This is a genomic window from Amycolatopsis pithecellobii, from assembly GCF_009707865.1.
Taxonomy (GTDB): domain Bacteria; phylum Actinomycetota; class Actinomycetes; order Mycobacteriales; family Pseudonocardiaceae; genus Amycolatopsis_E; species Amycolatopsis_E pithecellobii.
This window is the reverse complement of record NZ_WMBA01000055.1, coordinates 1-16831: the sequence shown is the minus strand read 5'-3', so window position 1 is coordinate 16831 and position 16831 is coordinate 1. Positions and strand designations below refer to the sequence as shown.

Annotated in this window: 17 protein-coding genes; 10 read left to right on the top strand and 7 right to left on the bottom strand. The window is 70.3% G+C overall.

Annotated elements, in window-relative coordinates; genetic code table 11:
- Positions 1-4 precede the first annotated feature (4 nt).
- From GKO32_RS28295 to GKO32_RS28285, 3 genes are all read right to left on the bottom strand, one after another.
- Positions 5-778, bottom strand: coding sequence for an MSCRAMM family protein (locus tag GKO32_RS28295; protein ID WP_154759962.1), 774 nt, complete (start codon positions 776-778; stop codon positions 5-7).
- Entirely contained in the window at positions 775-3363 is a 2589-nt protein-coding gene (locus GKO32_RS28290; RefSeq protein ID WP_154759961.1) for an MFS transporter, read from the bottom strand. Before GKO32_RS28290 ends, GKO32_RS28295 begins: the two co-directional genes overlap by 4 nt.
- Before the next feature lie 69 nt (positions 3364-3432).
- Entirely contained in the window at positions 3433-4260 is an 828-nt protein-coding gene (locus GKO32_RS28285) for a DUF1932 domain-containing protein (protein WP_154759960.1), read from the bottom strand.
- A 75-nt stretch (positions 4261-4335) separates the two neighbouring features.
- Here GKO32_RS28285 and GKO32_RS28280 point away from each other — a divergent pair, with 75 nt between their 5' ends.
- Together GKO32_RS28280 and GKO32_RS28275 are read left to right on the top strand one after the other, a co-directional pair.
- Positions 4336-4602 (top strand): HPr family phosphocarrier protein, encoded by a 267-nt coding sequence (locus GKO32_RS28280; protein ID WP_154759959.1) that lies wholly within the window; start codon positions 4336-4338, stop codon positions 4600-4602.
- A 44-nt stretch (positions 4603-4646) separates the two neighbouring features.
- Positions 4647-5123, top strand: coding sequence for a VOC family protein (locus GKO32_RS28275; RefSeq protein ID WP_312868669.1), 477 nt, complete (start codon positions 4647-4649; stop codon positions 5121-5123).
- Here the strand turns inward: GKO32_RS28275 and GKO32_RS28270 are convergent.
- Positions 5120-5857: an IclR family transcriptional regulator gene (locus tag GKO32_RS28270; protein ID WP_166459760.1), complete on the bottom strand. Its 738-nt coding sequence runs from the start codon at positions 5855-5857 to the stop codon at positions 5120-5122. The genes GKO32_RS28275 and GKO32_RS28270 overlap by 4 nt on opposite strands.
- A 91-nt stretch (positions 5858-5948) precedes the next feature.
- Between GKO32_RS28270 and GKO32_RS28265 the strand changes: the two genes are divergently transcribed.
- Both GKO32_RS28265 and GKO32_RS28260 read left to right on the top strand, forming a co-directional pair.
- The gene (locus GKO32_RS28265; protein WP_208024572.1) at positions 5949-6869 is read left to right on the top strand and encodes a sugar kinase; all 921 of its coding nucleotides are present in this window, start codon (positions 5949-5951) and stop codon (positions 6867-6869) included.
- A complete protein-coding gene (locus tag GKO32_RS28260; protein WP_154759956.1) occupies positions 6862-7326 on the top strand; it encodes a GyrI-like domain-containing protein in 465 nt (154 codons plus the stop codon). The genes GKO32_RS28265 and GKO32_RS28260 overlap by 8 nt, the downstream gene beginning before the upstream one ends.
- Before the next feature lie 8 nt (positions 7327-7334).
- Here GKO32_RS28260 and GKO32_RS28255 read toward each other — a convergent pair whose 3' ends face one another.
- Genes GKO32_RS28255 through GKO32_RS28245 form a run of 3 tightly spaced genes read right to left on the bottom strand, consistent with a single transcriptional unit; the run spans position 7335 to position 9369 of the window.
- Positions 7335-8642, bottom strand: a complete 1308-nt coding sequence (locus tag GKO32_RS28255) for an NAD(P)/FAD-dependent oxidoreductase (protein ID WP_312868667.1) — start codon at positions 8640-8642, stop codon at positions 7335-7337.
- The gene (locus GKO32_RS28250; protein WP_154759955.1) at positions 8629-8799 is read right to left on the bottom strand and encodes a hypothetical protein; all 171 of its coding nucleotides are present in this window, start codon (positions 8797-8799) and stop codon (positions 8629-8631) included. The genes GKO32_RS28255 and GKO32_RS28250 overlap by 14 nt, the downstream gene beginning before the upstream one ends.
- Positions 8800-8802: 3 nt before the next feature.
- Positions 8803-9369, bottom strand: a complete 567-nt coding sequence (locus GKO32_RS28245) for a hypothetical protein (protein ID WP_154759954.1) — start codon at positions 9367-9369, stop codon at positions 8803-8805.
- An 80-nt stretch (positions 9370-9449) separates the two neighbouring features.
- Here GKO32_RS28245 and GKO32_RS28240 point away from each other — a divergent pair, with 80 nt between their 5' ends.
- The 6 genes from GKO32_RS28240 (at position 9450) to GKO32_RS28215 (ending at position 16706) form a co-directional block, all read left to right on the top strand.
- Positions 9450-9656: a hypothetical protein gene (locus GKO32_RS28240; protein ID WP_154759953.1), complete on the top strand. Its 207-nt coding sequence runs from the start codon at positions 9450-9452 to the stop codon at positions 9654-9656.
- Positions 9657-9749: 93 nt separating this feature from the next.
- A complete protein-coding gene (locus GKO32_RS28235; protein ID WP_154759952.1) occupies positions 9750-10235 on the top strand; it encodes a glutathione peroxidase in 486 nt (161 codons plus the stop codon).
- 171 nt (positions 10236-10406) lie between these two features.
- The gene (locus GKO32_RS28230; RefSeq protein WP_312868665.1) at positions 10407-11369 is read left to right on the top strand and encodes an MBL fold metallo-hydrolase; all 963 of its coding nucleotides are present in this window, start codon (positions 10407-10409) and stop codon (positions 11367-11369) included.
- Positions 11366-12919, top strand: a complete 1554-nt coding sequence (locus GKO32_RS28225; protein WP_312868663.1) for an FAD-dependent monooxygenase — start codon at positions 11366-11368, stop codon at positions 12917-12919. The genes GKO32_RS28230 and GKO32_RS28225 overlap by 4 nt, the downstream gene beginning before the upstream one ends.
- Positions 12920-12995: 76 nt before the next feature.
- Positions 12996-14846, top strand: coding sequence for a Na+/H+ antiporter (locus GKO32_RS28220; protein WP_154759950.1), 1851 nt, complete (start codon positions 12996-12998; stop codon positions 14844-14846).
- 39 nt (positions 14847-14885) lie between these two features.
- On the top strand, positions 14886-16706 hold the full coding sequence (locus GKO32_RS28215; protein WP_154759949.1) for an intein-containing Rv2578c family radical SAM protein: 1821 nt from the start codon (positions 14886-14888) through the stop codon (positions 16704-16706).
- The last annotated feature ends 125 nt before the right edge of the window (positions 16707-16831 follow it).

Here is a 16831-nt window from a genome sequence, read left to right as displayed (position 1 = left end):
CGATTCACACCAGTTGCACGTCGTGCCGCGTCCGCTCACCGTGGTCGACCCGGACCACGTCGCGGGACGGCGAGTAGCTCGTGGCCACCACGGTGTAGGTGCCGGGATCGAGGTCGTGGAACGCGTAGTGCCCGTGCTCGTCGGCGAACCCGGTGCGCACGACCTGACCGGCGTCGTCGAGCAGGCTGACGCTGACCGTCGGCCGCGGCTCGTCGGGCACGCGCACCGAACCGCGGATCGCGGCACCGTCGGCGAGCTCCACATCCTGTTGTGCCGTCCCGGTTTCCGCCGTCACCACGGCGACCGCGGCCGGGCGGTAGCCCGACGCCCCCGCCGCGAGCACGTACGTGCCCGGCGCGAGCGAGGCGAACGCGTACTCGCCGCCGGGGCCGGACAGCCGCGAGTCGACGACGTCACCGCGGTCGTCGGTGAGGGTGACGGCGGCGCCCATGATCGGCACCCCCGTCGTCGCCGCACGGACCACCCCGCGCAGCCCTGCCGAGCTGCGCAGCGTGATCTCCAGCCGCACCGGCGAACCGCCCACGGTCACCGTGGCGGCGTCCGGCTGGTGCCCGGGTGCCGAGGTGATCAGCACATACCCGCCCGGGTTCGGCGCGGTGAACCGGAAATGGCCGGTGTCGTCGGTGGTGGCCCGGCCGGTCTGCTTGCCGCTGGTGTCGACCAGCGTCACCGCGGCTCGCGCGACCGGTGTGCTGACGGCGTCGTAGACCCGCCCGGAAATCTCGACCCCGCGCCGGTTCTGCTGCGGAATGCTCATGACGCCGCGTCCGCCCGCGCGCCGGTCGAAAGGTCCAGGTCCACGTCGGCGGATTCCCCGGTCGTCAGGTCCACCTGCCGCACGGCGGGCTCGTACAGAGTCGTCACAACGGTGTACTCGCCGGGCTCCAGATCGCGCAGCTCGTACTGCCCGCCCGGTCCGCTCAACGTCGTCGCGACCGGCCTGCCCTGGCTGTCGTTGACCGTCACGGTCGCGTTCGGCAGGCCGTTGCCGTCCGGCCCGGTGACCGTTCCGTGCAGGACGCCGAACGCTTCGACGAGCAGTTCCACCTCCGCCGGATGGGCGGCGCCGGCGAGCACGGTGACCGCGTGCGGGTGGTGGCCCTCGACGTCCGCGGTGATCGTGACCTCGCCCGCGGGCAGCCCGGTGAGCAGGAACTTCCCGTCGTGCGCGGTGGTGGTCTGGCCGACCACCTGACCGTTCGTGTCGGTGGCGAGCACCGTGGTCTCCCCGATCGCCGGGCCACCGGAACGCCGCACCGTACCGGCGACCACCCCGCCGCCGAGGATCACGAAATCGTGCACCGCGCCGACCCCGTTCACCGACACCGAAGCGGCCGCCGGCTGGAACCCGGGCGCGGTCACGATCAGCGTGTAGGTCCCGGGGCCGACCCCGTCGAGCGCGTACCCACCCGCCTCGTCCGCCCTGGCCCGCCCGATCTGCACGCCGTCGATCCCGGTCACGGTGATCACCGCGCCGTGCACCCCGGCCCCGGCGGGCGTGCGCAAATGACCGCTGATCCCCCCGGACGGCTTCGCCACGGGCGCGGGCGTCTCGTCCACCAGTTCACCCGCTTCGGCGGCCAGTTCCGCACCCACGGACTCGCGCGGCACATCCACGGCGGGCTTCGGCTTGCCGACCAGCCACGAGCACACCGCGGCGACGAGGGACACGATGATCGCGAACCAGAACGCCTCGGTCAGGCCGTCGGAGAACGGGCCGGAGATCAGGTTGGGGAAGAAGCTGCGCCCGGTCAGGAAGGTGGCCTGGTCCGGCGGCAGCTGACCGAGCACCGGGCCCAGCAACTGCTGGATCGGGTTGTAGCCGAGGAAAGCCGCGAAGAGCACACCCACCGGGGGCAGCTGCGCGATCCCGTTGGCCGCGTCCGCGGGGACCCCGTGTGCGGTGAGCCCCTGTGTCAGCGCGGTCGGCAAGTTGGCGGCCAGCCCGGCGATCATGAGGCTGAAGAAGAACCCGATCGACAGCACCATGGACGAGTTCTGGAACGTCGCGGTCATCCCCGCGCCGGCGCCGCGGGCGTTGGCGGGCAGGCTGTTCATGATGTCGGCGCGGTTCGGCGACGCGAACAGGCCCATGCCAAGACCGTTGAGCAGCAGGATCGCGGCGAACGCCCAGTAGTTGAAGTTGACCGGCAGGATCTCCAGCAGCAGGAAGCTCACCGCGGTCGCGACCATACCCACGGTCGCCAGCGCGCGACCGCCGACCCGGTCGGTGATCACGCCGGAAATCGGTGCGGCGACAAGGAATCCGATCGTCATGGGCAGCATGTAGATGCCGGCCCACAGTGGGGTCTGCTCGAAGCTGTACCCGTGCTGCGGCAGCCAGATGCCCTGCAACCAGATGATCAGGATGAACTGCAGACCACCGCGGCCGAGCGAGGCGAGCAGGTTCGCGGCGTTGCCGAAGGTGTACGCGCGGATCTTGAACAGGCCGAGGTTGAACAGCGGGTTCGCGACCTTCGTCTCGATGAATGCGAACACGAGCAGCACCGCCACCCCGCCGATGAGGCAGCTCAGCACGAAGGGGCTGGTCCAGCCCATGGTGTGGCCGCCGTAGGGCTGGATGCCGTAGGTGATGCCGACGAGCACCGCGATCAGGCCCACCGCGAAGGTGATGTTGCCCCACCAGTCCATCTTGGCGCGGTGCCGCTCACTGGTGTCGTGCAGCTTGAGGTAGGCCCAGATGGTGCCGAACACGCCGAACGGGACGGACACGAGGAAGACGAGGCGCCAGTCGACCGGGCCGAGCAGACCGCCGATGACCAGACCGAGGAACGAGCCCGCGATCGCGGCGACACCGTTGATACCGAGCGCCAGTCCACGCTGCTTGAGCGGGAACGCGTCGGTGAGGATGGCGCTGGAGTTGGCCATCAGGAACGCGCCGCCGATGCCCTGGACGACGCGCCAGCCGATCAGCCAGATCGCGGCGGTACTGCCGTCCATCCAGGTCACCGCGAGCAGCACCGAGGACACCGCGAACACCGCGAACCCGAGGTTGTACATCCGCACGCGGCCGTACATGTCGCCGAGCCGCCCGAAACCCACCACCAGCACGGCGGTGACGACGAGGAAGCCCATCATCATCCACAGCAGGTAGCTGGTGTTGGCGGGTTCGAGTGGGTTGATGTGGATGCCGCGGAAGATGTCCGGCAACGCGATCAGCACGATCGAGGAGTTGATCGTGGCCATGAGCATGCCGAGCGTGGTGTTCGACAGCGCGATCCACTTGTATCGCGGGCCGAGCTCCTCGACCGACCAGGTTCGCTGGTGCCGGTGGTTTCCCACCGTGGCGTCCACCGGCTGCTGGGCAGAGGGCACTTCCATCACTCCCACCAAGGACACTCACGTCGCCGTTGACCGTACGAAAGGGAAAATTAGTTGACCTATGCTAACTTATTTTCCCTCGGACCGGCGACCGGTATCAGTACCCGGGACAACGTGATTCGCGTCGCAAGATGCCCTCAGCCGCGCGAGCGCGGTATCGAGATCGTCGCCGGCGTCGCGGGGGAGCCGGCGGTAGATCTGCGCCGCGGCGGCGCCGAAACCGTCCGGCAGGCCCGCCGCGGTGAAGGTCCGCCCGATCTCCTCCAGTTCGAACGCCCACCGCCAGCCACGTTCGAGACCGGCCCGCGCCGCCTGTTCGGACCGGGCCGGCAGGTCGGGCTGGCTCAGCTGCCACTCGCGGACCAGCGCCTCCTCCACGCCGAGGGACCGGGCGGCGGCGCGCACGGCGAGCAGCATCGCGGTGGTGCCCTTCGTCCACGCCGCGTACATCATCTTGAGCGCGGAGGCGTCCGGCGCCGGCCGGGCGTCGAGATGCGTGCCGTCGAACAGCGCGGCCACCGTGTCCGCTTCCGCGCCGGACAGGTACAGCCGCGTCGTCCCGGCCCGACGTGGTGGCGGGCCGATGATGCCGCCGTCGACGAACCGCGGCACCAGCTCCGCGATCCCCGCCGCGGTCGCCGGGCTGACCGCGTTCAGGTCGGCATACAGCCCTTCGTAGTCGCGGAACGCTCGTGCCGTCTCGGCGGCGGCATGAGGCGGGCACACCGACAGCACCACCTCGCACTCGCGCTTGAGTCGCTCCACGGTGCCGAGGTCCGTGATGCCCGCGGCCCGTCGCCGGGTGTCCTCGCTACGGCCTTCCGAGGCCCACGCCGCGGTGCTGAGCAGGTGCGCGATCGCCGCGCCCATCTCGCCGGGATGCACGATGCCGATCATGCTAGTACTGGGCTTAGTGGTCTAGACCTTTGTGGTATCGTTGCGGAAATCCGCTGTTTCTGTGAAGGAGTCGTGATGCCGGAACGCCGGGTGATCGTCGGTTCGAAGGTGGGCTTGCATGCTCGCCCGGCCGCATTGTTCGTCAAGGCCGCCGCGGCGCAGCCGGTGCCGGTGACGATCGGGGTCGGCGAAGGGGAGCCGGTCGACGCGCGGAGCCTGCTGTCGGTGATGGGTCTCGGCGCCCGCGGCGGCGACGAAGTCGTGCTGCGCGCCGACGGTCCGGAGGCCGACGCCGCACTGGCCGCGCTCGCCACCGTCATCGCCGCGGACCACGACGCCTGAGCTATCCTTACAGTTGAACTTTCAAATTCAGCTGGAGGTGTGTCGTGGAGATCAGGGAGCTCGGACATCTGGTGCTCTACGTGCGCGACCTCGACCGCTCGGCCCGGTTCTACCGGGACGTGCTCGGCTGGCGGCAGATCCTGCCTGTCCCTGGTCCAGACGGTGAACGGGAGCCCAGGCGGCTCGCGGTGTTCAATGCGCCGTCCGGCCGGACGCATCACGAGCTGTTGCTGATCGAGGTCGGCGAGGATGCCGCCGCCCAGCCCGCCGGGCGCCGTGTTGGTCTGTACCATTTCGGGCTCAAGATCGGCACCACCGACGACGAGCTGCGTGAGGCACTGGCGACGCTGCGGGAGGCCGGCACGCCGGTGCTGGGCATGAGTGACCACACGGCCACGCACAGCCTGTACATCGCCGACCCGGACGGGAACGAGATCGAGCTGTACGTCGACGTGCCGGGCGTGGACTGGGAAAAACCGGAGGAGACGATCGGAGTCCCGGCCAAGCCGTTGCGGCTCTAGGTGTAGGCGGGGGCGAGCAACCGCGCCGCTTCGAGCAGGACCGGAACGTGCGTGAGCAGTTCTCCGGCGGGGGTCTGGAAGGTCAACGCCGAGATGCTCACCCCGCCGGCCGGGGCGCCGGCACGGTCCAGTAGCGGCGCGGCGACACAGCGGACGGTGTCCTCGTTCTCCTCGTCGTCGATCGCGTAGCCGCGCTCCCGGACCCGCGCCAGGTCGGCTTCCAGTGCGGCCGGATCGGTGTGGGTGCGGGCCGTCCGCGCCGGCAAGCCCGTTCCCGCCAGCAGCTCCGCGCGGCGCGGCGGGTCGAGATGGGCGAGGATCGCCTTCCCGATCGCCGTGCAGTGCAAGGAAATCCGGCCGCCGACGCGAGAAGCCATCCGGTACGGCCGGTCGCTGTCGAGCTTCTGCACATAGACCGCCTGGCTGCCGCTGCGCAACGCCACATGAACGGTGTGACCCGTCTCGTCCCGCAGGCGGCGGAGCACGGGCTCGTCATGGCGACCCGACCCGAACAGTGCCGACAATGCGAACGCGCGGGGCCCGGGCCCGTACGTCCCGTCGCCGCCCGCCACCGCATAGCCGGCGTCCACCAAGCCTTGCAGGATGCGGTGGGTGCTCGGTTTCGGCACGCCCGCCTCGTGGGCGATCCGGCCCAGCTGGTGTGGCCCGCCCGGTGCACCGAGCGCTTCGAGTACCCGCAGTGCCCGTAGCGCGCTGCCCTCGCTGACCGGCATTTGACGCCCCTTCCGGCCGGGTCCTACGCTCATTCAGCTCAACGAAATGCTATTCCGTTCCCCGGAACGAACGAAACACGAGGTACCGAACTTGGCCACCCGCGTGCTCGCCATCGGCGAGTGCATGATCGAGCTGACCCACACCGGCGACCGCACGCTTGCCCTCGGCTACGCGGGAGACACCTTCAACACGGCGGTCTACCTCGCGCGCCTGACCTCGCCGGACGCGGTCGAAGTCGGCTACCTGACCCGCCTCGGGGACGACGAGTACAGCGCCGGCATCCTCGCCGCGATGCACGCCGAAGGCCTCGGCACCAGCCTGATCGACCGGATCCCCGGCGGCAGGCCCGGCCTCTACCTCGTGCGCACCGACGACGGCGGCGAGCGCAGTTTTACTTACTATCGCTCGGATTCACCAGCGCGGCGGCTGTTCGACGGCGCGCACGGCCCGGACCTGTCCGGCTATGACGTGCTCTACCTGTCGGCCATCACGTTGCAGTTGCTCACCCCGCCGGCACGGGAACGGCTGTGGTCGCGACTGGCCGCGGCCCGTGCGCGCGGCGCGCAGATCGTGTTCGACAGCAACTACCGTTCCGCCGGCTGGGAATCCGCGGCCGTGGCACGGGAGGCGGTGCGGCGGACCTGGGAGCTGACCACCGTCGCGCTGCCCACGTTCACCGACGAGCACGCCCTGTTCGGCGACACCTCACCGGCGGCGACGCTGGAACGCTTGCGGGGACTGGGAATTCCCGACATCGCGGTGAAGGACGGCGGCAACGGCTGCCTCGTCGGTGACGGCACCGTCGTGCCGGCGGAGAAAATCGAGTCCACAGTGGACACCACGGCGGCCGGTGACGCCTTTGACGCCGGCTATCTCGCCGCTCGCCTCGGCGGCGCCGATCAGGTCTCGGCCGCCCGCGCCGGGCACGCGATCGCGGTCAAGGTCATCGCCCACCCCGGTGCGATCATCACCGACCCCACCCTTCCCCCGCGCGGTGGCCGCGATGAGTGAACCGGAACTGGTCGAGCTGGCGCCTGTCACCACCGCCGTGGTCCGCGGGGTGGTCCGCCCGGCCGGATTGCGGAACTTCTTCGACACGGCGTTCGGCGCCCTCGCCCATACGCTCGCCGCGCAGGGGATCGAAGTGCGCGGTCCTGCTTTTGGCCTGTTCCGCGGGATCCCCGGCGACACTCTTGATCTCGAGGTGGGCTTCACGACGGCCGGAGAAGTCCGCCCCGAGGCCGATGTGGTGGCCGCGACGCTGCCGGGCGGTCCGGTCGCGCGGCTGGTGCACGCCGGGTCGTTCGACGGCCTCGGCACCTCGTGGGAGCGGTTGCGTGACTGGATCGCGGCGCAGGGGCTCACCCCCGGGGCGGAACGCTGGGAATGCTACGTCACCCGGCCCACCCCGGACCTGGATCCGCATGACCTGCGCACCGAGCTCAATTGGCCCGTGACGCGGCGCTGACCCGCGAGTCAGCTCCGGCTGGCCGCGACGAACTCCCGTCGTGGGTTCTGCTGTTCGCCCGTCGCGACGACCTGGCGGCGGAACGGCAGCGACAGCAGCCAGTCCGCGGCGATGCGGGCCTTGCGGTGCGCGGTGGGCATCAACGCGAGGTGATAGAGGCGATGCATCGCCCACGCCGGGAAGCCGCGCACCTTCACCCGGTACACCTCCGCGACCCCTTTGTGCAGGCCGATACTCGCCACCGACCCGGCGTTGACATGCCGGTACGGCCGCAACGGCCGGCCGTGCAGTGACGCGATCACGTTGCGCGCCACGCGTTTCGCCTGCCGGGACGCATGCTGCGCGGACGGCGGGCACGTCGCGCTCGGGTCCTTCTTGGTCAGATCGGGCACCGCCGCGCAGTCACCCGCGGCGAACACGCCGGGGCTGCCGGGCACTTCCAGCGTCGCCGACGTCTTGACGCGGCCACGCTCGTCGAGCGGCAAATCGGTGTGCGCCAGCATGGGATTCGCTTTCACCCCGGCGGTCCAGACCAGTGTGCCCGCGTCGAACTCGGCACCGTCGCTGAGCACCACATGACAGTCCTGCGCGGACTTCAACTGCGTGCCGAGGCGTACCTCGAAACCCCGGCCCCGCAACACATCCACGGTGTAGTTCGCCAGCCGTGGGCTGACCTCCGGCATGATCCGGTCCATCGCCTCGACCAGCACCCAGCGCAGCTCGCCCGGGTCGATCTCGTAGGACGGCAGCGCCTGGCGGACCATGTCCTCGAGCTCCGCCATCGCCTCGACCCCGGCGTAACCGCCGCCGACGAAAACGAACGTCAGCAAGCGCCGCCGCGTCTGCGGATCCATGGTCGTGGTAGCCCGATCGAGCCGGGACAGCGCATGGTTACGCAAATAAATGGCCTCTTCGAGCGTTTTGAACCCGATGCCGTGCTCGGCGAGACCCGGAATGGGCAGCGTTCTCGACACCGAACCCGCCCCGACGATCAGCACGTCGTAGCCGATCTCCTCGACATGGTCACCGGCGCGCATGGTCACCGACCGGGCGTCCCGGTCGATGCCGGTGACCTCCGCGGTCAGCACCCGGCAGCCGGGCAGGATCTCGCGCAGCGGGACCACGACATGCCGTGGTTCGACCGATCCGGCCGCCGCTTCGGCCAGGAACGGCTGGTAGGTCAGATACGAGCGCCGGTCGATCACCGTCAGTTCGGCCTCACCGGCGGGCAGCCGCTTCCGCAGTTCCCGGGCGGCGCCGGCGCCGATGGTGCCGCCGCCGACGATCACGATCCTGGTGGACTCAGCCGTAGTCACGTTCCTCCTCGTCCGGATCCTCGGGGTCGCCCACCGGCCGCCACTGCTCGGCGACGTCGGTCGGGTTCGCTTCGACGGGTAGCTCCGGCTCGGTCCCGCCCTGGCCCAGTTCCTGGTCCTGTTCCAGTGCGTCGGCGATCGGTTTCTCGTCGCTCACGCCTCACGCTCCTTCGCTCAGTGGGGTCACGGCCGCCTGGACCGCCGCCACCACATCGGGGTGCCCCAGCGGCAGCGGCGCCGGGATGCGATCGCGGGGACCGCCGGCGCTGTGCGCCACGATCCGTACGTCCACTCCGTGCCGGCTCAGCTCCGAACGCTGCCGCGCGGTCTCGTGCTCCCACCGCTCGTCGGCGTCCGTGCCCTCACCCCGCTCGACGAACCCGGCCGCACCGGGGTCCACCAGCAGCACCGAACGAACCGGTCCGGGGTGCGCCTGCGCGAGCCGCAGCACCGCGTCGGTGCTCGGCCCACTGGCCAGAATGTGCACGATTTTCCCGCTGTCCGGCGGATCCGTGAGGATCTCGTCGGCGGCGTTCAGGCCGCCTTCGGCCGGGGCGCGGCACCACATCACCCGCCAGCTGTCCGGGTGATCCCGCCAGGTCGCGGGCAGGCCGCCGTGTTTGGCCTCCCCGGCCGGGTCGAGTACCAGCACGATCGGCCCGCCGGGGGTACCTTCGGTGACGACGGCGGGGCCGCCGGCACGGATGGGGTCAGGGGCGTCGTTCATGCCTGCTCCTTTCACCGGCAGCGGGTTACCCCGGGCGCCCTGCCGTTACACGGGTCCGCAGGTGTGGAGAGGGGAAAAGCATGCGAGACAACGGGTTCGCGCCGACCACGGCGCCGCACGACATCCTCGACGACACGGCCGCGGTGCTGGACCAGCGCCGTCGCGCGGTGCGTGCGGTCGCGTCCGCGGCGGCGGACGCGGAGGACTGCGCGCTGCTGCTGGAGGCGCTCGGCCTCAAGCCGGCCGAGGGCGTCACCACCGTGCCGGGGCCGCGCAGCGCCGACTGAGAGTGTGTCATCGGTCACGTATTGCGGGGAGCGGGCCGATGCGCGGTGCAGGTTGGTGCTGTCGGCTGATCATCTCGGCACAAGGACGGACGCATGGCACTCGGCGACATCTCGTTACGCACCCTCTCCGGCGAACCGGCGACACTCGGCGGCCTCGACCGCAAGGTGCTGCTGGTGGTCAACGTGGCCTCGAAATGCGGGTTGACCCCGCAGTACGCCGGACTGGAACGGCTGCAGGAACGCTTCGGGGACAAGGGTTTCTCGGTCGCGGGCTTCCCGTGCAACCAGTTCGCGGGACAGGAGCCCGGCGGTTCCGAGGAGATCGCGCAATTCTGCTCGGCGACCTACGGCGTCACGTTCCCGATGTTCGAGAAGATCGACGTGAACGGGCCGGACCGGCACCCGTTGTACGCCGAGTTGGTGCAGACGCCCGACGCGGAAGGCGCCGCGGGCGACGTGCAGTGGAACTTCGAGAAGTTCCTGGTCAGCGGGGACGGCAAGGTCCCGGCGCGGTTCCGGCCTCGGACCGAGCCGGAAGCGGCGGAAGTCGTCGAGGCGATCGAGGCCGCGCTGGTCTGAGCAAAGCCCCAGCCGCGATGTGACCTGCGTTACCAATCCGACCAAAAGCAGGCGGACCCCGAGCAGCACGTCACCGTTGCCACGCAAGCCGCATAGCCGTGACTGTGGTCGGATTGGTAACGAACGGCACAGTACGGTGGTCACACCGTTGATCGCTGGGAGGTGGGCACCGTGGCCCAGAAGGCTTTCGCATCCTCCGCGGACCTGGGGGAGAAGACACAGACGCTGGAGATCCTCGGCGACGGCATCTACGCGCTGACCGCCGAAGGGGACCCGAATGTCGGTGCGATCGAGGGCGAGGACTTCCTCGTCTGCTTCGAGGCGCTCGCCACCCCGGTCGCCGCTCGCGAGTGGCTGGCGATGCTGCGTGAACACACGCGCAAGCCCGTGCGTTACCTCGTCCTCTCGCACTACCACGCCGTCCGCGTACTGGGCGCGTCCGCGTTCGGCGCCGAGGTGATCGTGGCGCACGAGAAGACCCGCGCACTGGTCGCCGAGCGCGGTCTGCAGGACTGGGAAAGCGAGTTCGCCCGGATGCCGCGCCTGGCCAAGGCCGCCGGCTCGGTGCCGGGTTTGACCTGGCCGACGCTCACCTTCTCCGACCGGCTGACCATCGACCTCGGTGGCGACCGCGGCGATCTGGTGCTCCAGTACTGCGGGCGCGGGCACACCGAGGGTGACCTCGTGGCGTGGTTGCCGCGGCAGAAGGTGCTCTACGCCGGGGATCTCGTCGAGGCCGAAGCCGCGCTCTACACCGGCGACGCCTTCCACCGCGACTGGTCTTCGTCCACTTTGGACAACGTGCGGGCACTGGGCGCCGAGGCGCTGATCGGTGGCCGCGGTGCGGTGACCAAGGGACGCGCCGACGTCGACGCGGCGATCGAGCAGACCCGCGATTTCCTGCGCGTGATGATCCGCGAGGTCGGCGCCGTCCGTGACGCCGGCGGGACGCTCAAGGAGGCGTTCGAACGCACCCATGCCGCGCTCGCCCCACGCTACGGGCGGTGGCCGATTTTCGAGCACTGCCTGCCGTTCGACGTGTCCCGGCTGTGGGATGAGCTCGGCGGGATCGAGCGGCCGGTGATCTGGACGGCCGAACGGGACCGCGAGGTCTGGGCCCAGCTGCAGTCGTGAGCGTCGTCGTCATCGGCAACGGGCCGGTGGGGCAGACCACGGCGTTGCTGCTGGCCCGGTGGGGTGTGCCGGTGGTGCTGCTGGACGGCCGCGCGGAACGGGATCTCGTCGGGTCGAGGGCGATCTGCCAGCAACGGGACGTGCTCGACGTGTGGGAGTCGGTCGGTGCCGGGCGCCGGATCGCGGACGAAGGCGTCACCTGGACCACCGCACGCACGTTCTACCGTGACGCGGAACTTTTCGCCTACACCCTCGGCGACGCGGGCCGTTCGGCGTTTCCGCCGTTCGTGAACATCTCGCAGGCGCGCACCGAACAGATCCTCGACGAGCACATCGCCGCACAGCCGCTCATCGACGTCCGCTGGGGGCAGCAGGTCGTGGACCTGCGCCAGGACGGATGCGGGGTCACCGTGCGATGCGCGGGCGGGCAGGAAATCCGCGCCGCGTATGCCGTCGCGTGCGCGGGGGCCCGCGGGGACGCCATCCGGCGGATGCTCGGGGTGTCGTTCGACGGGCATTCGTTCGCCGACCTGTTCCTCATCTGCGACATCCGGGCGGACCTGCCGGGGTGGGCGCACGAGCGGCGGTTCCACTTCGACCCGTCGTGGAACCCGGGCCGTCAGGTGCTCATCCACCCGTGCCCGGACTCGACATTCCGGATCGACTGGCAGGTGCCCGGCGACTACGATCTCGCGGCCGAAGAGCGCGGCGGCGCGCTGGACCGGCGCATCCGGGCGATCATCGGGGACACGGCGTACGAGATCGTGTGGAAGTCGGTGTACCGCTTCCATTCCCGGCTGGCGGCCCGGATGCGGGTGGGCCGGGTGCTGCTTGCCGGTGACTGCGCGCATCTGATGGCGCCGTTCGGCGCGCGCGGGCTCAACTCGGGGGTCGGGGACGCGGAGAACGCCGCGTGGAAGCTCGCGTGGGTGTTGCGTGGCGAGGCGGGGGAGGAGCTGCTGGAGTCCTACCACGAGGAACGGCACGCGGCCGCGGTGGAGAACCTCGAGGTCACCACGGCGACGATGGACTTTTTGGTGCCCCAGAACGAAAAGCAGCACGCGACGCGGCTCGGGACGCTGTCCGCGGCGGCCGTCGATCCGGCGATGCGGGCCCGCGTCGATTCGGGACGGCTGGCCGAGCCGTACTGGTATGTGACGTCCTCGCTGACCACGCCTGATCCGTCGCGGCCCTTCACCGGGCGTCCTCCCGGCGGCGGTGTCCCGCCGGCCGGGCCGGGCATCCTGGTGCCGGACGTCCCGGTGTCCACTGTGGACAAGTCGCGGCTGCGGGAACTGGCCAGGGACGGGTTTCTGGTGCTGGCCACGCCGGGCGCCGAGACCGCGGACCTGCCGGTGCCCACGGTGCGGCTGACGGAGATCGACCGGACCGGCGTCCTCGCCGGGGCACTGGGTGCGCGGCCGGGGGAGCTGTGGCTCTTGCGCCCGGACGCCTATGTCGCGGCCGTGGTCACCGACCGGAGCGCGCTCGAAGCGGCTTTGCGCCGTGCCCTCGCGTCGCCGCACCCGCGGTCCGGCCGGGGGCGCTGACAGGCCGATATCATGGGTTCTCCGCCTGTGCACCATTGTCACGGAGGCCGTCCTCCCCGAGCTCTGAAATAGGCTGATGCTGATAGCCACCGAAATCCTCAGCCTCGTCGCGGTGGTCCTCGTGGTCACCGGGATCGCCCGCCGCCTGGACTGGTCGCCGCCGCTGTGCCTGGTCGTCGTCGGCGTCGGGGCGTCGTTCATCCCGGGCGTGCCCGATTTCGAGCTCGACCCCGAGCTGGTCCTCGTCGGGTTGCTCCCGCCGCTGCTGTACTCCACCGCGATCCGCACGTCGCTCGTCGACATCCGGCTCAACCGGACCCCGATCGCATTGCTGTCGGTCGGGCTGGTCGTGTTCACCACGCTCGCGGTCGGCGTGGTCACCTGGCTGGTCGTACCGGGCCTGCCGCTCGCCGCCGGGTTCGCGCTCGGCGCGGTCGTCGCACCACCGGACGCGGTCGCCACCAGCGCCATCGCCCGCCGGGTCGGCATGCCGAGGCAGCTGGTGCGCATCCTCGAAGGGGAAAGCCTGCTCAACGACGCGGCCGCGCTGGTCGCGCTGCGCACTGCGATCGCCGCCATCGCCGGATCGGTCGCGTTGTGGGAGGCCGGGCTGGACTTCCTGCTCGCCGCCGTCGGCGGCGCCGCCGCGGGCGTGGTCGTCGGCTGGGGCGCGGTGCAGTTGCGCAAGCGGTTGCGTGACCCGGTGCTGGACACCGCGTGGTCGTTCGCGGTGCCGTTCGCCGCGTACCTGCCGGCCGAAGCCATCCACGGGTCCGGGGTGCTGGCGGTCGTGATCGCCGGGCTCATCCTCAGCCAGCAGACCCCGCGCCTGCTGTCCGGGCCGTCCCGGCTGGCCAGCAGGATCAACTGGCGCACCATCCAGTTCCTGCTGGAGAACGCCGTCTTCCTGCTGATCGGCCTGCAGTTGCGGCGCATCATCTCCGAGGTCACCGACAGCAGCCTGTCCGGCTGGGTGATCGCCGGCGTGTGCGGCGCGGTACTCGGGGTGACGATCGTCAGCCGTCTGGTGTGGGTTTTCGGCGCCGCGACCCGGTGGCTCCTGCCTGCGTGGGCACTGCCGTGGCGGTACTCGGCGACCGTCGCGTGGGCGGGGATGCGGGGTGTGGTCACGCTGGCCGCCGCGTTCGTGCTGCCCGCCGACACACCGCAACGCGGGGTGCTGGTTCTCGCGGCGTTCGTCGTGGTCGCCGGAACCCTGCTGCTGCAGGGCACGACACTTCCGCAGCTGGTGCGCCGGCTCGACCTGCCGGCGCCGGACCCGGGCGAGGACGCCTTGCAGAAGGCGGCGTTGCTGCACGACATGACCCAGGCCGGGCTCGTCCGGCTCAAGGAGGTGCAGACGGTCGACGACCCGACCGAGGTGATCGCCCGGCTCGAGGACAAACAGGCCTACCGGGCGGACTCGGCGTGGGAACGGCTCGGCGCGGGCAGCGATCTGGAGGAGACCCCGAGCGCGGCGTACCGGCGGTTGCGGACCGAGATGCTCGACGCCGAGCGGCAGGTGCTGCTGGCCGCGCGGGACAACGCCACGGTCGACGACGAGGTGCTGCGCAGCGTGCTGGACGCGATGGACATCGAAGAGTCCCTGCTGACGCCGCGTGAAGCCGACCTGATCGCGAACGGTCGGGAGCTGCGCACCCCGGCTGCCACCGCCGGCTCGTGCGCGCATCTGACCGACCCGGGGAGCGCGACGTCGGATGCGGTGGGCTGCGAGGACTGCCTCCGCGAGGGCACCACGTGGGTCCACTTGCGGCTGTGCCTGACCTGCGGGCACGTCGGCTGCTGCGACTCGTCCCCACGCCGGCACGCGACCGGGCACTACCACGACACCCAGCACCCGGTGATTCGCAGTTACGAACCCGGCGAGGACTGGCGCTGGTGCTATATCGACCGCCTCGTCGGCTGATGGGTTGACACGGCGTCGAACAAGTGTTCGACTGAAGGCATGCGATGGGATGGTCAGCGCGCGGGCGGGCAGGGGGATCCGCAGCAGACTCTGCTCGGCCTCGACGGGCTGGTGCGGTCCGTGCGATCGCCGGAGTTCGCGGGCGTGACGTTCCACGAGGTACGTGCCCGTTCCGTGCTCAACCGCGTGCCGGGCGAGTCGCGGATGTCGTTCAACTGGACGGTCAACCCGTACCGCGGCTGTAGCCATTCCTGCGTCTACTGCCTGGCCGGGGATACCCCGATCCTGCTGGCCGACGGGCGGGTGAAGGCGCTTTCCGAGCTCGCCGTCGGGGAGGAGATCTACGGCACCAGCTTCGGCCGCTACGTGAAGACGAAGGTCGTCGCGCACTGGCGGACGGTCAAGCCGGCCTACCGCATCCGGCTCGCCGGCGGCACCGAGCTCGTCGCCAGCGGTGACCACCGATTCCTTGCCGCACAAGGCTGGACGTACGTCACGGACCTGGTCGTGGGCGACCGCATCCTGGGCACCGGACGGTTCGCCGCTCCACCGCGCGAGACCGCCGGATACCGCGGCGGGTATCTCGACGGGATGGGACGGCGGCTCACGCTGGGGCACGCCGGCGCCCTCGACCGGACCGCGCGGTATCTCGCGGACGCGCCGCAGTCGCCGAAGCACGACGACGACTGGCGAAAAGGATTTCTCGCCGGGGTCTTCGACGCGGACGGCGGGTGTGTGCACGGCGCCGTCCGCGTGGCGAGCGCCGACCCGGCGCGGATCGACGGATTCACCTTGGCGCTCAAGCATTTCGGCTTCCGCTTCGATCTCGCCGACGCCGCGTCCGGCGTGCGGGTCGTCCGCCTCGAGGGTGGCCTCGCCGAGCAGTTGCGGTTTCTGCACACCACCGGCCCGGCGGCGGCACACAAGCTGTCCTTGGCCGGGATGACGGTCGACGGTGACCTGGCCGTCGAATCGGTCGAACCGGTGGGCACGCGCGAGCTGTACGACATCACCACCGGCACCGGCGACTTCATCGCGAACGGCATGGTCAGCCACAACTGCTTCGCCCGCAACACCCACACCTACCTGGACTTCGACTCGGGGCACGATTTCGACACCCAGGTGGTCGTGAAGATCAACGCTCCCGAGGTGCTGGCCGCCCAGTTGCGCCGCAAGAGCTGGCGGCGCGAACACGTGGCGATGGGCACCAACACCGATCCCTATCAGCGCGCCGAAGGCCGGTACCAGCTCATGCCGGGCATCATCCGGGCGCTGGCCGGATCGGGCACGCCGTTCTCGATCCTGACCAAGGGCACCACGATGAGCCGTGACATTCCGTTGCTGCGGGCGGTTTCCGAGGAGGTCGATGTGGGCATCGCGGTGTCGATCGCCTTGCTGGACCGGGATCTCCAGCGCAGCGTCGAACCGGGCACACCGAGCCCGCAGGCGCGGCTGGAGCTCGTCCGCCGGGTGCGCGACGCAGGACTGCGGTGCGGAGTGCTGATCGCGCCCATCCTGCCCGGCCTGACCGACTCCACCGAACAACTCGACGAGCTCATCGGCGCGATCGCCGACGCCGGGGCCACGAGCGCGACCCCGCTGGCGCTGCATCTGCGGCCGGGCGCGCGCGAGTGGTATGCGCAATGGCTGGCCCGCGAGCATCCTGAGCTGGTGCCGCGGTACCGGGAAATCTACGGCGGTGGCAGCTATGCCGGTGGCCGGTACCGGCGGCTGCTCACCGCGCGTGCCGGCCCGTTGCTGCGGCGGCACGGTTTCGGCCGTGACGAACCAGAGCATCGCCTTCCCGGCCCGCGCGAGCCGGACACCGCGCCCGAACCGGAGCAGCTCAAGCTGCTTTAGCTTGAGTTTTAACGTTCGGGGCCATGACGGGGCACCCGGATGATCATGGATGAGGCCCTTGGTTGATCATGCTTCTTGCTTAGGGAAGACGATCACACCAAGGGTCTCAATTGATCAGTGTGCAC

Excerpts from the sequence above, each read along its gene's own strand:
- GKO32_RS28240 (WP_154759953.1), top strand. The coding sequence starts at position 9,450 with ATGCGAGACAACGGGTTCGCGCCGACCACGGCGCCGCACGACATCCTC.
- GKO32_RS28295 (WP_154759962.1), bottom strand. The coding sequence starts at position 778 with ATGAGCATTCCGCAGCAGAACCGGCGCGGGGTCGAGATTTCCGGGCGG.
- GKO32_RS28215 (WP_154759949.1), top strand. The coding sequence starts at position 14,886 with ATGCGATGGGATGGTCAGCGCGCGGGCGGGCAGGGGGATCCGCAGCAG.
- GKO32_RS28220 (WP_154759950.1), top strand. The coding sequence starts at position 12,996 with ATGCTGATAGCCACCGAAATCCTCAGCCTCGTCGCGGTGGTCCTCGTG.
- GKO32_RS28270 (WP_166459760.1), bottom strand. The coding sequence starts at position 5,857 with ATGCCGGTCAGCGAGGGCAGCGCGCTACGGGCACTGCGGGTACTCGAA.
- GKO32_RS28280 (WP_154759959.1), top strand. The coding sequence starts at position 4,336 with ATGCCGGAACGCCGGGTGATCGTCGGTTCGAAGGTGGGCTTGCATGCT.
- GKO32_RS28285 (WP_154759960.1), bottom strand. The coding sequence starts at position 4,260 with ATGATCGGCATCGTGCATCCCGGCGAGATGGGCGCGGCGATCGCGCAC.
- GKO32_RS28235 (WP_154759952.1), top strand. The coding sequence starts at position 9,750 with ATGGCACTCGGCGACATCTCGTTACGCACCCTCTCCGGCGAACCGGCG.
- GKO32_RS28290 (WP_154759961.1), bottom strand. The coding sequence starts at position 3,363 with ATGGAAGTGCCCTCTGCCCAGCAGCCGGTGGACGCCACGGTGGGAAAC.
- GKO32_RS28245 (WP_154759954.1), bottom strand. The coding sequence starts at position 9,369 with ATGAACGACGCCCCTGACCCCATCCGTGCCGGCGGCCCCGCCGTCGTC.
- GKO32_RS28260 (WP_154759956.1), top strand. The coding sequence starts at position 6,862 with ATGAGTGAACCGGAACTGGTCGAGCTGGCGCCTGTCACCACCGCCGTG.